15 protein-coding genes are annotated in these 12,949 nt (G+C 62.5%); 5 read left to right on the top strand and 10 right to left on the bottom strand.

All coding sequences use genetic code 11. From position 1 onward, the window contains the following. Positions 1 to 13: 13 nt before the first annotated feature. The 4 genes from GUV69_RS09690 to GUV69_RS09675 all read right to left on the bottom strand — a co-directional run bounded on the left by GUV69_RS09690 (position 14) and on the right by GUV69_RS09675 (position 2,574). Positions 14 to 367 carry a hypothetical protein gene (locus GUV69_RS09690; RefSeq protein WP_164201843.1) on the bottom strand — a complete coding sequence of 118 codons (354 nt, stop codon included), beginning with the start codon at positions 365 to 367 and terminating at the stop codon, positions 14 to 16. A gap of 72 nt (positions 368 to 439) precedes the next feature. Further along, positions 440 to 1,507 carry a glycerophosphodiester phosphodiesterase family protein gene (locus GUV69_RS09685; protein WP_164201841.1) on the bottom strand — a complete coding sequence of 356 codons (1,068 nt, stop codon included), beginning with the start codon at positions 1,505 to 1,507 and terminating at the stop codon, positions 440 to 442. A 176-nt stretch (positions 1,508 to 1,683) separates the two neighbouring features. Beyond that, complete coding sequence (locus GUV69_RS09680) at positions 1,684 to 2,136, bottom strand: SRPBCC family protein (protein ID WP_164201839.1); 453 nt, start codon at positions 2,134 to 2,136, stop codon at positions 1,684 to 1,686. 96 nt (positions 2,137 to 2,232) lie between these two features. Beyond that, a complete protein-coding gene (locus GUV69_RS09675) occupies positions 2,233 to 2,574 on the bottom strand; it encodes a hypothetical protein (RefSeq protein ID WP_164201837.1) in 342 nt (113 codons plus the stop codon). A 333-nt stretch (positions 2,575 to 2,907) separates the two neighbouring features. On the opposite strand from GUV69_RS09675, the gene GUV69_RS09670 reads away from it, so the two are divergent. Beyond that, complete coding sequence (locus GUV69_RS09670; protein ID WP_164201835.1) at positions 2,908 to 4,422, top strand: MFS transporter; 1,515 nt, start codon at positions 2,908 to 2,910, stop codon at positions 4,420 to 4,422. Between the two features lie 107 nt (positions 4,423 to 4,529). Here the strand turns inward: GUV69_RS09670 and GUV69_RS23440 are convergent, their stop codons facing one another. Then, complete coding sequence (locus GUV69_RS23440) at positions 4,530 to 4,664, bottom strand: hypothetical protein (RefSeq protein WP_280113742.1); 135 nt, start codon at positions 4,662 to 4,664, stop codon at positions 4,530 to 4,532. A 306-nt stretch (positions 4,665 to 4,970) separates the two neighbouring features. Here GUV69_RS23440 and GUV69_RS09665 point away from each other — a divergent pair, with 306 nt between their 5' ends. Genes GUV69_RS09665 through GUV69_RS09655 form a run of 3 tightly spaced genes read left to right on the top strand, consistent with a single transcriptional unit; the run spans position 4,971 to position 7,367 of the window. Further along, entirely contained in the window at positions 4,971 to 5,504 is a 534-nt protein-coding gene (locus GUV69_RS09665) for a ubiquitin family protein (protein ID WP_164201832.1), read from the top strand. Positions 5,505 to 5,511: 7 nt separating this feature from the next. Continuing rightward, positions 5,512 to 6,684, top strand: coding sequence for a sensor histidine kinase (locus GUV69_RS09660; RefSeq protein ID WP_164201829.1), 1,173 nt, complete (start codon positions 5,512 to 5,514; stop codon positions 6,682 to 6,684). Further along, complete coding sequence (locus GUV69_RS09655; RefSeq protein ID WP_164201827.1) at positions 6,681 to 7,367, top strand: response regulator; 687 nt, start codon at positions 6,681 to 6,683, stop codon at positions 7,365 to 7,367. The genes GUV69_RS09660 and GUV69_RS09655 overlap by 4 nt, the downstream gene beginning before the upstream one ends. A 97-nt stretch (positions 7,368 to 7,464) precedes the next feature. On the opposite strand, the gene GUV69_RS09650 is transcribed toward GUV69_RS09655, so the two are convergent. Continuing rightward, positions 7,465 to 7,905 (bottom strand): hypothetical protein, encoded by a 441-nt coding sequence (locus GUV69_RS09650; protein ID WP_164201825.1) that lies wholly within the window; start codon positions 7,903 to 7,905, stop codon positions 7,465 to 7,467. Positions 7,906 to 8,476: 571 nt separating this feature from the next. On the opposite strand from GUV69_RS09650, the gene GUV69_RS09645 reads away from it, so the two are divergent. After that, positions 8,477 to 9,139 (top strand): hypothetical protein, encoded by a 663-nt coding sequence (locus GUV69_RS09645; RefSeq protein WP_164201823.1) that lies wholly within the window; start codon positions 8,477 to 8,479, stop codon positions 9,137 to 9,139. Between the two features lie 1,066 nt (positions 9,140 to 10,205). Here GUV69_RS09645 and GUV69_RS09640 read toward each other — a convergent pair. The 4 genes from GUV69_RS09640 to GUV69_RS23430 form a co-directional block, all read right to left on the bottom strand. Next, on the bottom strand, positions 10,206 to 11,279 hold the full coding sequence (locus tag GUV69_RS09640; protein ID WP_208786623.1) for a tetratricopeptide repeat protein: 1,074 nt from the start codon (positions 11,277 to 11,279) through the stop codon (positions 10,206 to 10,208). A 494-nt stretch (positions 11,280 to 11,773) separates the two neighbouring features. Beyond that, positions 11,774 to 12,331: a hypothetical protein gene (locus GUV69_RS09635; protein WP_164201819.1), complete on the bottom strand. Its 558-nt coding sequence runs from the start codon at positions 12,329 to 12,331 to the stop codon at positions 11,774 to 11,776. A gap of 259 nt (positions 12,332 to 12,590) precedes the next feature. Next, a complete protein-coding gene (locus GUV69_RS23435; RefSeq protein ID WP_280113741.1) occupies positions 12,591 to 12,716 on the bottom strand; it encodes a hypothetical protein in 126 nt (41 codons plus the stop codon). Between the two features lie 64 nt (positions 12,717 to 12,780). Further along, positions 12,781 to 12,906 carry a hypothetical protein gene (locus tag GUV69_RS23430; protein ID WP_280113740.1) on the bottom strand — a complete coding sequence of 42 codons (126 nt, stop codon included), beginning with the start codon at positions 12,904 to 12,906 and terminating at the stop codon, positions 12,781 to 12,783. Positions 12,907 to 12,949 lie beyond the last annotated feature (43 nt).

Raw genomic sequence — 12,949 nt, 5'->3', positions numbered from 1 at the left:
GAGTTAAGGCCGGTTACTCGGACCCGGTCTTCTGGTCCCGGTCCCGAAGGTTGTGCTTGATCTCGTCGAACTTCTCCTTGATGACCCGCTCCACATCGGACAGTGATTTTCCGGCGCTGCTCAACGGGTCCATCTGCAGGTAGACGTTGTGACCGACAGGCAGGTCGTACTCATCCTTCAGGTGGGTTCCGCCGCCCACGCCCTGCAGGGACAAATAGACCTGGGCGTCCGTCCGGGCAATGCCGGCGATGGTTCCAAAGACAACCGTGAAGTCATTCGCCTGGAAGCTCACACTCTGGCCTATATGGCTGCGGTCGAGGTCACCTGCTGCGACGGGCTTTTCGGACGGGCTTCCGCTGTAGTTCATGAGTTGCTCCTAGTAATCGAGGGACGCATGCCACAGCAGTCTATAAGTGACGCAGAACCCGTCGGGGATGTTTTAACCCTGGACCTCGTACGCCTTGGGCAGCTTCAGGCCGCGCTCTTCCATGAGGGTGCGCAGGCGGGTGGGGTAGTCGGTGATGATGCCGTCCACGCCCAGGTCCATCAGGCGTGCCATGTCGGCGGTGGTGTTCACGGTCCACGGGACCACGGGCAGGCCCAGTCCGTGGGCTTCGGCGATCATCCCGGCGGTGACGGAGCGGAACGTGGGGGAGACGACGTCGTACCCCTGGGCAGCAGCCGCCTTCGGCAGGGAACCGTCGTAGTCGTCGATGTCGATGCCGCCCAGATTGCGGCTGGCGCCGGGCTGGCCCACGCCCATCCATGCGTCGCCGCTGGAGAGCGCCACCAGGGGAAGGCCTGGCGCGATCTCCTGGGTGAGGTTCAGCGAGGACCAGTCGAAGGACTGCAGGGTGGTGCGTTCGGACATGCCGGACGCCTGGATCTCCGCCACCACCGCGCGGGTAAGGGACTCCATGCCGGCGCCGCCCACCTCGCTGCTCTCCACCTTGGTCTCCACGTTGAAGCGGACCTTCGCGGCGCCGGTGTCGCGGACCAGCTGGTAGACATCCTTGAGTTCGGCGATCCGGTTGCCTTCGATGACGTCCTGTTCGGGGTAGCCGGCCAGCTGGGTAAAGCCGCAGTTGAGCGTCTTGACCTGCGCCAGGGACAGGTCGGCCACGCGGTCGCCCACGTACGGGAATTCGGGGTCGCCGGCGGTAGCGGCTGCGGTGTCCAGGCACTTGGTGGCGGAGATGGTGTCGTCGTGCCAGACGATCACCTTGCCGTCCTCGGTGAGATGCGTGTCCAGCTCGAGGGTGGTCACGCCCAGCGCCAGGGAATTCGTGAACGCGGCGAGGGACTCCTCGGTCCATTCGCCGCGGCCGCCGCGGTGGCTCTGCAGGTCAAAGGACCCGTTGCGTTCGTTGACCTTTAGATCGGAGGTGGCGGCACCGGCAGCGTTCGACGACGGTGCGCCGGCACCGTTTTCCGGGGCGGCGACGGCGGGGCTCGCCATGGCGGCGATCAGGGCGGCTGTTGCCGCGGCAGTCAGGACTGGGCGCATGGGGGTTCCTCCTGGAATAGCGGGGCCGGCGGTCCGCCGGCGACCTGTCCACGCTAGGGAGGCGAGGTTGCGCGCTTGGTGCGGGGAGTTGGAGGGGAGGTTAACGGCCGTTCGTCGCGAATTCACCGACCGCTGGGATCGGCCAGCCGGGTTGGGTCCTCTCTTGGTGCGGGCAGCTACCCGTTCGCGCGGGCGGCCTTCCCGGTGGCGGCCAGCATGTCGGTGAAGGTCGCCGTTAGCATCTTGTCGATCAGAGGCCCGGTGAGCCGGCCGACGGGGCCGCCCCGGGGGACATACCGGTAGTCGAAGGTGGCCAGCGTCCCGTCGCCGTCGGGCGTGAGCGTGAGCGATGATCTGGCCTGTTTGAAGGGCACCGATTTGCTCGGCTGATTCTGGGTGTCCATCCGGCGGCCCTCCTCCCAGACGGTGACGGTTTCCGTCATGCTGCCCATTGGCTTCAACTCGACGCGGCGCCGGGCGCCCATGCCGCTGGTCTGGCTACCGATGGCTCTTGTGGTCCTGAGGCCGCTCCAGTGCTTCGCGAGATTCGGGAAGTCGGCGTACAGGGCCCAGACGGAAGCCGTGGGTGCAGACATGCGACGCTGCACTCTGATGTGACGTTCAGGCATGAGGACCACTCCAAAATGTCGGGTGGGGCGTTGCGCTTTCCCAATCTCATGATCACGCCGGCAGCCGCAGCGGCGCAATCAACTGGTGGAGGGACGTTAGGGGGAGACGCGCTCGTCAATCATCCTGTGGACCTCATCGTCAGGGGGACACTCGCGCTGGTCGATGGGGCACTGCCTGTCTCCGAGGGCCACTCCCAGCCGTTCCACCGTCTCGACGCACATGGTGCAGATGTTCTCAGAGTCATGCAGGAGCTTCGGGTCTTCCTCGACGTACCCGCACAGGGCACGGCGCCATTCCAGGTCGCGGCAGCAGATCAGATGGGCAAGCTCTTCCGGGTTGTCGCTGAGGCTGTACTTGGCTTCCCACGCGGGAACCCGGATCAGCTCCAGCGAACCGGCCTGTTCGACAGTCTGCTGTGCCTCGGTTGTTTCCGTCATCGCATCCCCTTGCTCGCTCGTGCCTGACAACACCATACGGGCGAATCACCGGGGCTCCATTGATGTGCCCGGGCAGCGGTGCCAAAATGATCGGAGCAGCACTAATAAGCCGACATAACCCGGGACAGGAGCGGACCAGAAGTTCCCTCCGACGGACCGGGCATCCGGCTTTTCTCGACAGCCCGGCACGGTTGCCGGACACTTTGGCCTCGCCATCACGGTAAGTCCAACGCCAAAGACGGCGCCATCCGTCGGGTGGCGCGTGGCCACTGGAGGAATCACAGTGCCGGTACAGCAGCCAAGGCGCCCCTTTGATGTGCAGGTGGTGCGGTCATGACACAGCAACCTCTGCAGAAACGGCGTCTCCGCGTTTCAGACGTCAACGTCGTTGACCACCGGACCCTGCGGAAAGCGCTCGGCGGGACGATCGTGGGCAACACGATGGAATGGTACGACGTCGGGGTGTTCGGTTACCTGATCACCACCATGGGGCCGGTGTTCCTGCCGGAAGCAGACAAAGCCGTGCAGAACCTGTTCCTGCTGGGAACCTTCGGAGCAACGTTTATCGCCCGTCCGCTGGGCGGCGTCTTTTTCGGCTGGCTTGGCGATAAGATCGGCCGCCAGAAAGTCCTGGCCATGACCCTGATGCTGATGGCTGCGGCGACCTTCGCCGTCGGCCTGCTCCCGGGGTACGCGGTGCTGGGCATCTGGGCTGCCGTGCTGCTGGTCATCACCAAGCTGGTCCAGGGCTTTTCCGCCGGGGGTGAGTATGCCGGCGCCACCACGTTCGTCAGTGAACACTCCCCGGACCACCGCCGCGGATTCTTCGTCAGCTTCCTGGACATGGGCAGCTACCTGGGCTTTGCCCTCGGCGCAGCCCTGGTGTCCGTCCTCCAGCTGACGCTGGGCCAAGCCGGGATGGAGGCCTGGGGATGGCGCATACCGTTCCTGATCGCCGGGCCCCTCGGCATCGTCGCGATCTACTTCCGGATGAAGATTGAGGAGTCACCCGCGTTCCAGGCAACCCTCGAGGCAGAGGCCGAGATCGCCAGGCATCCCGAGACCGGTGAAGTGCTCAAGCCCATGGGCCCGGTGGGAATCTTCAAGGCCCACTGGCAGAGGATCATGCTGGCCATGGTCCTGGTGGCGGCGGCCAATACGGTGGGCTACGCCCTCACGTCCTACATGCCCACATACCTGACCACCAACAAGGGCTACGACGAGGTCAACGGCACCCTCCTGACCGTCCCGGTCCTGGTGGTCATGGCGCTGTGCATCCCGCTGACCGGCCGTCTTTCGGACCGGATCGGCCGGCGCCCCGTCCTGTGGATAGGTGCCCTCAGCACGGTGGTCCTGGCGCTCCCCGCGTTCCTCCTGCTCTCTGTCGGTACCATCCCGGCCACCATTGCAGGCCTGTCCATGGTGGCGTTCCCCGTCACGTTCTACGTCGCCAATCTCGCCTCGGCTCTGCCGGCGCTGTTTCCCACGGCCAACCGGTACGCGGCCATGGGCATCGCCTACAACTTCGCCGTGGCCATCTTCGGCGGCACCGCCCCGTTCATCATTGCGAGCCTGATCCAACTGACAGGCAATGACCTGATGCCGGCGTACTACCTCACGGCCACCTCGGCCATCGCCGCTGTGACCATCTACTTCCTGCCCGAATCCGCCGGGCGGCACCTGCCCGGGTCAATGCCCAGCGTGGATTCGGAGGAAGCTGCCCGCCACCTGGTGGCAACCCAGGACACCAACCCCAGGCTGGACATGGCCACGCTGCCCTTCGGCCCCGGCTACGAAGCCGCGACGGCGGCGCACTCGCGGCCTGAACGCAGGGCGGGGGAGCGGTGAGGCGCGGGCGGCCTGCCGCCGTCGTGACATGGGGCAGCGGCGGTACGCGCAGAACCGTGCACTGGCGTTGATGGTGTGGACTGGCACGTCGCCCTGATGCGAGGAACTCACTCGTCGCTGGAAATAGGAAAGGACCCTTCGATTTCATCGTCATTGGAGATGTACACAGTGAAGTCGGCTAGCGACATGTAGCAGTAGAAGTCGGTGTATTTGAATGCGGATTTTTCCGCCTTGGATGGCATTGTGCTTTTCACCTCGTAATTGCTTCCTGCTCGGCTTTATCGCGCGAACACGATCAGTTTGCCGCCGAGGATTCGGGAAATCGTCCCCCTGGAACAGTGAATCCATTCGTGAGTGCCTACTGTCCAAGGCGTATCTCGGGTACCCCAAATCATGCATGCCGGTGCTCTCGGGATGTCCCGGTGACTCAACGTGCCCAGCAGAGCTGATCGTCTTGCCCCGCGCTAATACGCAGAGCAGACTGGTAGGAAACGGCACCGAAACCCGGGTGGACCATCCCTCACCGGGGGCTTGGAGGAGGAACCACCATGGCCAGTGACCAGACGGCCGTTGCTCCGGTCATATCACTCTTCATCTTCACGCCGGGTTTGGGGCCGCCGGTGGCGAGAGGTGTGTTGATCCGGGGACATGGCGTCGATTCCGGGCTGTTTAGCCCATGGCCGGAGTCGCTCGCCGGCAAGGAATTCGGAATATTCGTCCCCGAGCACGAGAAGGAAAAAGCCCAGTGGCTCGACCCTGACCAAGTTTGCATACTCGAGGGCGACGAGGGCGGTGCGACGTTCGGCGTGGTTAGCTTCAGATCCGATCCCGCCCGAAAGGGCGGGAAAGCTTCGCAGGAAAAGTTCAATATGGCTAGGCAGGAGCATCCCAACGCGTCCCGTTGGGATGCGGTGAAGGCGTCCCTAGCCAACGAATTCGAAACGCTAGCCGCGCCCGATAACCCTCTACAGGGTTTGCAACGGACCCCGGAGATAGCCGCGAAGCCAGAATTCTTTACCGTGAACGTGGCTGGCATCACCCCTGCTGACTTTATCTGCCGTCACCTCTTGCACTGGGATTGACTTTCACGTGCGGCCGTCCGACATTTCGTCTCGTGATTTCACGGTCGCTTCGGTGGCTGTGGGGCTCGACACCGTCTTGTTCACGCCGCTGATGGAACCCGTCATAAACAAGGGCTGGTCTGCATTTGATGCGTCCTCGATTGTGGTTGTGCTCCTCAACCTGGCGATTCTGCCGCTCTTAGCACTTCGCCGTCACGCACCTGTCGTTGTCAGCCTCGGGCTGTGCGCCTTTGCGGCCATTCTTACAATCGGTGTGGGGTCACGTCCGTTGCTGAGTCTGTTCGTCGCGCTCTACACTGCGGCGGCGTTGCGGCCTCTTCGGCAATGCGGATGGTGTCTGGCGGCAACCTTGGGTGCCCACTCGTTCATTGCCTTCTATGGAAGCTCAGCCGCGTTAGGCAGTTGGGCCACTGTTGCCGGGGTGGCGGCCGTTTTTGCGATGGTGGACCTCGCGGTCTGGTTTTTTGGGAGGTCGGCCGCGGCAACGAGCCGCCGCGCACGGGAGCTGGTGGAGACGCGGGAGGCCATGGCCGCGGAGGCCGTAGCCTCGGAACGGCTGAGGATTGCGCGGGAGTTGCACGATATTGTCGCCCACGCAGTGACGGTAATGGTTTTGCAGGCGTCAGGCGCGAAACGGCAACTGGATCGCAACCCGGCCCTTGCCAAATCTGCCCTTGAATCCGTCGAGGTGGTCGGCAAGCAGGCAATGGGGGAACTGCGCCGGTTGCTCGAAGTCCTGCGGTCAGTCACCGACGACGAAGCTTCCCGGAACGGGACACCCGAGACGCTGAAGAATCTCGAAATGCTGGTCAGACAGACCGAGGCAACTGGAGTAAGCGTCAACCTCTCAATGCGGGGTCTGGCGGCGCATCTCGACCCGAGTATAGAGATGGCCGCATATCGCGTCGTGCAGGAGGCTCTGACCAATGTCACCCGGCATGCCGGTCCGGGCTCCCATGCTGATGTGGTGCTCTTCCAACAGGACGGGACCCTAGCCATCGATGTGGACAATGATCATGCCGGCTCAGTCCCATCCATCACCAAGGATCTGAGCAGTGGATTCGGCCTCGTCGGTCTTCGCGAACGGGTCAAGCTAATGGGCGGGGAACTTTCCGTGGGCCCCCACGACGGTGGCGGCTATCGCGTGCATGCCGTCCTGCCGACGGCAGTTCCGTCGTGATCCGTGTGCTGCTCGCCGATGACGAGCCTCTGATGCGTACAGGGCTAGCGATGATCCTGGACGCCGAACCTGACATCGAAGTGGTTGCCGTCGTCGACGACGGCCAAGCGGCCGTTTCCAGCGTGCCCAAACTGAAGCCGGACGTGGTTGTGATGGATGTCCGCATGCCGGTAATGGATGGCGTTGAGGCCACCAGGCGGATTATCGGGGCTGAACCGGACAGCTACTCTATTCCTGCGGTCCTCGTGCTAACGACCTACCATGTCGACGAGGCGGTCCGGAGTTCACTCCGTGCGGGTGCTTCAGGCTTCGTGCTTAAGGATGCTGCGCCGGTTGAGCTCGTTGCAGCCATACATGCCGTTGCCAACGGGGAGGCCTGGCTTGATCCAGCGGTAGCCAAACGCCTTCTGGCCGAATTCAAGGGCAGGCCGGAGTCCCCGCTACCCACATCAGAACAAGTTATTGGCCTTACACAACGCGAACGTGAAGTCCTGGTGCTCCTCGCCCACGGGCTGGCAAACAAGGCCATTGCTGACCACCTGTTCATTTCCGAGGCTACGGTCAAGACCCACGTAAGCCGGCTGCTGATGAAAATGGGGCTCCACGACCGTGCGGCCGCGGTTGCCGCAGCCTATCGCACCGGGCTGGTAGCTTCCGACGACCCCCTTCCACCGAGGTCTTGATCCAGGCCGAACGGCCCGTCCGACCGTGACCAAGTCGCCGGAGCCCCGGACTTGCGGCCCCGGGCTCCGGCGAATGAGGTGGAGAAGTTAGATCCGGTCAGTCCTTGTTCCAAGTGAAGACGACTCGGTCTCCCGGGTCCAGGTCCTCGAGGTAGCCGATCTGGATGGTGGTCCTCCAAATGCCCCAAAAACCGGGCTTGCGGAAGGTGAGTACTTGTCCGTTCTTTACTTGGTGTGCCCAGAGGCTGTTGGTGGCCGAAGCGCCACGCCCTTCGGCCTCAATCACCCATTGGCTGCCTTCTCCGTCAGGCATGATGATTGCCTTGGCCCAGCCGCTGGACGTGTGACCGACAACGAGGCGGAATTCCACGACATCTCCAGGAGCGGCATTTTTTTGGACCTCGTAGCTGATGTGGTCGGCGGGGTCCTCCGTTCCAAAAGAACCGCTGGGCAGGTTTGCCCAGCCTGGCCCGAGCCCCACTCCGCCCTGGGCCATCAGGCTGGGGGAGTCGGTAGGGGCCCGTCCTGTGGTGGGCAAACCGCCAAGAATCGGTGAAGCCCCAATGGAAGCAGACGCGCTGTGGACGGCTGTGACTGCTGACGCTGTACTTGGCGTTGCTGCGCTGGCTGGAGCTACCACTCCGCCTGAGAGTGCGATCGCAGCAAGAGCCGTGGTGGCTACAGCTGTCCTGCGACGGACGGCAAGCCTGTCTTTTTTGGTGGTCCTGCTTGGGTGCGGGTGGTTTATTTTTTCATCGATCATCATGTGGATCGCATTGCGTGAGAACATGGCTCTTCTATCTCGTGGGGCGGCGCTCCGCTTTTCGGAGCAAGGTGCCTTGTGACTCAAGAATGAGCTGAATGCGACAGGAAAACGTCGGCGCGAAGGGGTAGTTCCGGCGTACTGCGTCTGGTTTACAGGCAGGGTGGGCCTACACCGCAGGAAGCCTACGTGGCGCGCGGCCGAGGTCACGTCCCTGTGGCTGCTTGTTCCCCGATGGCCGCCGTGCACGGACTCCTCCGTCGCGGCTGAACCTGCGCGGATTGTGGCGGTAGGATCGGAGCATCGCCGCTGGCCGGCCACTGTTTTGGGGGAAACTATCGTGGGAATGATGACGTTGCGGCGCACTGCCGCAGTGGCACTTATGGCCGGAGGTGCGATGCTTCTGGCACCCGCCCCGGCACATGCCGAGTACGTGTGCTGGATGTCCGACGGTATCCGTTACTGCTATGACCCGAACGACGGCAAAGTCCCCGTGGAATCCGATCCCGTGCCCGTGGAACCCACGTACGTTCCCACTCCGCCGGCTCCCAGCGTGGAGCAGCCCTGGATCCAGCCTGTTCCGGTCCAGGCTGCCCCTGTCCAACCTGCCCCGGAACCGGCGGTCCCGCGGTCCGCGCCGGTTCCTGCTCCTGCTCCGGTGCCGGTGCCGGTTCCCGTCTACGTCCCGCCGCAAGTGGACGGATACTACGTTCCAACCGCGGAGGCCCCCGCACCTGCGGCGGAGGTGGCGCCTGCTGAACCGGTGGCCGCCGAGGTGACGAGCGCGGCGGCAGTCCCCACTGCGTCCGCGAGTCCGACGGCGGCCGCCGCACCGTCGGAGTCACCTACAGGGTCTGTCCCCTCCACCGCAGGTCCGACGGGCAGCGCGAAACCCTTTGGCGCCCTGCCGGTGATACTTGTCGTCGGCGGGGTGTTAGCGGTTGCCGCTGTTGCCTGGCTGATGCCGTCTTTCCGGCGGGCCCTGCTGAGCCTGGCCAGGCTCGAATAAGCCTGCCCATTCCGGTGCGGAGGGGCCTGTGCAAGACTTCGGGCATGAGCGACCCACGAAGCCGCATTCTTCCCCTTCTCGGCCAGGGTGAGCAGTTGTTGTGGGTGGGACAGCCGGATCCGCGCGTTCGGTTCACGGGGGGCTGATGCTTTCTTGGTGCCGTTCAGTCTTCTCTGGGGAGGGTTCGCCGTCGTCTGGGAGGTCATGGCCATCACCAATAGCCTTCGCTAGCGTGGAGGTAAACTGAGGGGGAACGGCGCGCTGACATCCTCCTCCCTAAGGTGCGGATCGAAGATCGGAATCTCCCGCCATTCCGCGGAATTAACCGCGCTGGTGACGCATCATGGGCAGCGCTGGCCCTTCGGCACACACGTCTCAACCTTTATCGTGTGCGAGCACTGGATGACCATGCCGTCGCAGATGACGTTGAAGTCACAGGTTGTGGTTGTCTTGCACCGTTTAAATCCTTCGCCGCACGTAGCAGGAGGATTCGGGAACGGACACGACGTTCCGCAGCTGCATTTGGTTTTGGGTGCATTCGGCTGAGGCATTGTTGCCAAGGTCAGGACCCGTTCGAATGTGGTTCGATCGAGGCAGCTGCCCCGGGGATAGAGGGAGACCGGGGAGCCAAGCTGTTGCAGCGCTGCCTGTTCGTTCTGTACGTGAGACATACCGGTTCCTGGCGGGGCAGATGATCCACCGGCAAGGGCCGCGATGAGTGATGCCCCAATCACGAGGCTGTGCAGTGTTTTCATAACATGCTCCTGATTCTGAGATCAGGCGCATCGGGATCTGCATTTCTTGGGTCCCGGTGACGCCATGGTTAACGGATCCGGGTCGTGATGGTAGGGATCCTACGCTTGCCCGCCGGTGCCGACTACATCGAATTTCTTCTGGTGCGGACATTCTGCACCGTTGCGGCATACGACTCAGGTATGAGGTTTAGACATCTTTTCTGCCAACCCACGCATACCTGTCCGCGGCCAGTCCGCTATGACAATGCACGGCGACCCACTTTTTGCTTGGCACCAGCCGCCCCCTGCGGCATCGTCCGGGAATGTAACGCTCAACTCATGTTGTGACGGTTCTGTATGCAGGCAACCGTGCTCGCATGATCCTCGCCTAGTGTCTGTGTGAAGATTTCAATCGCATGGTCGTAACACTCACTGGCTTCGCGACGCCGGCCTGTATCTGAGTAAACGGTGGCGAGATTATTCAGAATTGCGGCGATTTCAGGGTGATTTCCTCCAAGAACGCCACGTTTGATCGCCAAGGCTTCGGTCAGGCTTGCCTCCGCCGAGGAATACTCTCCCTGGGCCTGCTGGATCGCCGCGAGATTGTGAAGCTGGACGGCGACCTCGTAGTGGCTTTTGCCGTAACGAGCCTGCCACAACGCCAGCGCTTCGGACAGGATATCCGCAGCTTCGTCAAAACGCTCCTGCCCAGCAAGGACAGCACCAAGGACCGACAGATCGGCAGCTAAACCTTCAGGGTCCGGTCTGCTGGTTGCCTTGCGCAACCTAATCGCCTGACGGGCGGGTTCTTCGGCCCGATCAAATTGCCCTTGAATGTGGGCCAGGCCAGCCAGGTTGTGATAAATCCCCGCCAACTCAGGAGCATTGGTTCCGCCGCGGTCGACCAGTAACCTAAGTGCCTTGTCGTAGTAGATTCCAGCCTCTTCATAAAGCCCTCGATCCTTGGCTAGAATCCCCAGGGCATTGAGCGGGCCTGCCTGCATGGTGGCGTCTGGAATTCGTTCGGAAAGTACGAGAGCGCGAGCCAAAGTGAGCGCTGATTCGTCATACTTGGCAGATAACCGTTGACTGTTTCCTTTATGGACGAGTATGGCGACGCGCCAGGCATCCGCGCTAGCGTCTGACTCAACCTGTTTAAGAAGATCAAGTGCTTCGTCGCAGCGGCGTTCGGCTTCTGAATGATTGGCCAGGTCAGATGCGAACTGCGCTAGTGTCTCCAGAACGGAGACACGGTCAGCAATGCGAATCATGTTGGCGCCTTCAGCCGGGGGCAACAGGTCCAGTGCATGGAGCGCCAGTGTTTCTGCTCGCTCAGTATGCCCGTCCCGCCACAGCACCTGAGCCTTCTGGTGCATTCTTCGTGCCTTGAGGTTCTTCACGCCCACATCGAAACCTACCTGTCATGGCGTCCCCGTGCCCGAATCCTTTAGTTCGGTTTGGGAGGACTGCCTGTCCATTGTCAATGGCGGACGAGCGGTTCGCAATGGTTGAGTCTTTCCCCTGCGAGGGCGGATGGCGGCGAACCCTAGGTCGATGGAGCAGGGCGGCGTGTGTGACGGCGCGCTTGGCGGCGGACGAACTGACTGGCAGACCTTCGGGGGCCAGAGGTCTGTCATCGCCGTCAGGATCTGGTCAACTCGGCTTCAGCCGACAGGCCTCTAGGGCTGTCCTAGCTGGGTTCCGATGGGGCATATCACGCGTGCGGTTGACATGGGCCGTCGTTGGCCAGGTTCCAAAACGTTCGTGCGGCGTATGAGCAAGCATCGGAACGGGGACAGACAATTTTTTCTGCGAGATGCTCGTCGCACACGGTCCAGCCGGGCAGACTAGGCATCTGATGCCTCTGTCTACCCGGCCTGTCCAGTTTTCCTACATGTCCCTATTCGATTATTGGCGTCGTAGAGATACAGACGTCCTCAGTGGTGGCCTCGGACACGCCTCGGCTATTGAAGGCGACAACCCGGAGGCAGTACGTTCCGTTTTCTGGAAGATTGATTGCCCGCATTTGTTCTGTTGCTGATGTAGGTGGACCTGACACGAGCTCGCTGTTGAAAACCCAACCAGTGGAATCTTGACGTCGGGTGTAGAGCCGGTAGCCCCACTCCCAGACAGCAGACCGGTTGAAGTAAACCAAATTCCGCTGGTCGCCGTAGGTCTCGCTGTAGCTGCCGCTTCGAAGGGTCGTTGGCTTGCCGGGTGCCGCCGGTACGGCGCACGCCGCCGGGCTGTAGTTGACTCCTCCCAGATTGCCTGCACTGATGTGGTAGCAAAATATCGTCCCATAGGGCACCGTGTGAGTCGTTGTGTAGGTCTTGCCTGTGGTGCTGGTGGAGGTGCTCGGAACGCTGGGGGCGTTTTTCCATGCGCCTCCGTGGTCGCGGTACTGGACGCCGAACACAAGTTCATTGGTCGATCTGTCCGTCCAGGTCAGCGTCACCTGCGTGCTCCCGTTGTGGACCGCCTTTGGCGTGCTCGGGGCCAGCGGGGAAGGGGGTACTGTCGGCTGCCCGACGGGGCCGGAAGCATTGGCCGGAGGTAGTCCCAATAGACCCAAAGTTGGAAGACATAGGCACAAGGACAGAAGCATCTTGAGCCTCGATCGCTGGCCCGTGTTGGTCGACGGCTGGGCATCACGGTTGTTGGCCGTGTTCATAAGGTTGGAAAGCATGGTTGACTCCCAGTGGAATAGGTGTGTGTCAGCGGCGGACGAGCGGTTCGGAGTGGTTAACCCCAAGGCCGGCGGTTGCGGGGGCGGCGGTGGCGGCGGCGAAGCCCAGGGCGGTGGCGGTCAGGACGGCGGCGGTCCAGATCTTACGGAACATGATGATCTCCTAAGAGGGTGAAGCGGGTTGGTGGATGTGGGGTGGTACTTGGGGGATGCCGGGCTCAGCGGCGGACGAGCGGCTCGGAGTGATTGATTGCCATCCCGGCGGTTGCGGGGCCGGCGGTGGCGGCGGCGAAGCCCAGGGCGGTCGCGGTCAGGACGACGGTGGCCCAGATCTTGCGGAACATAAATGATCTCCTAAGGGTGCGGGTTTGGTGAGCGGGGTTGTTT

The sequence above is a fragment of the [Micrococcus luteus] ATCC 49442 genome (assembly GCF_010367585.1).
GTDB lineage: Bacteria > Actinomycetota > Actinomycetes > Actinomycetales > Micrococcaceae > Arthrobacter > Arthrobacter luteus_A.
Note: the sequence above shows the minus strand (reverse complement) of the source record. Positions and strands in the feature narration are given on the sequence as shown.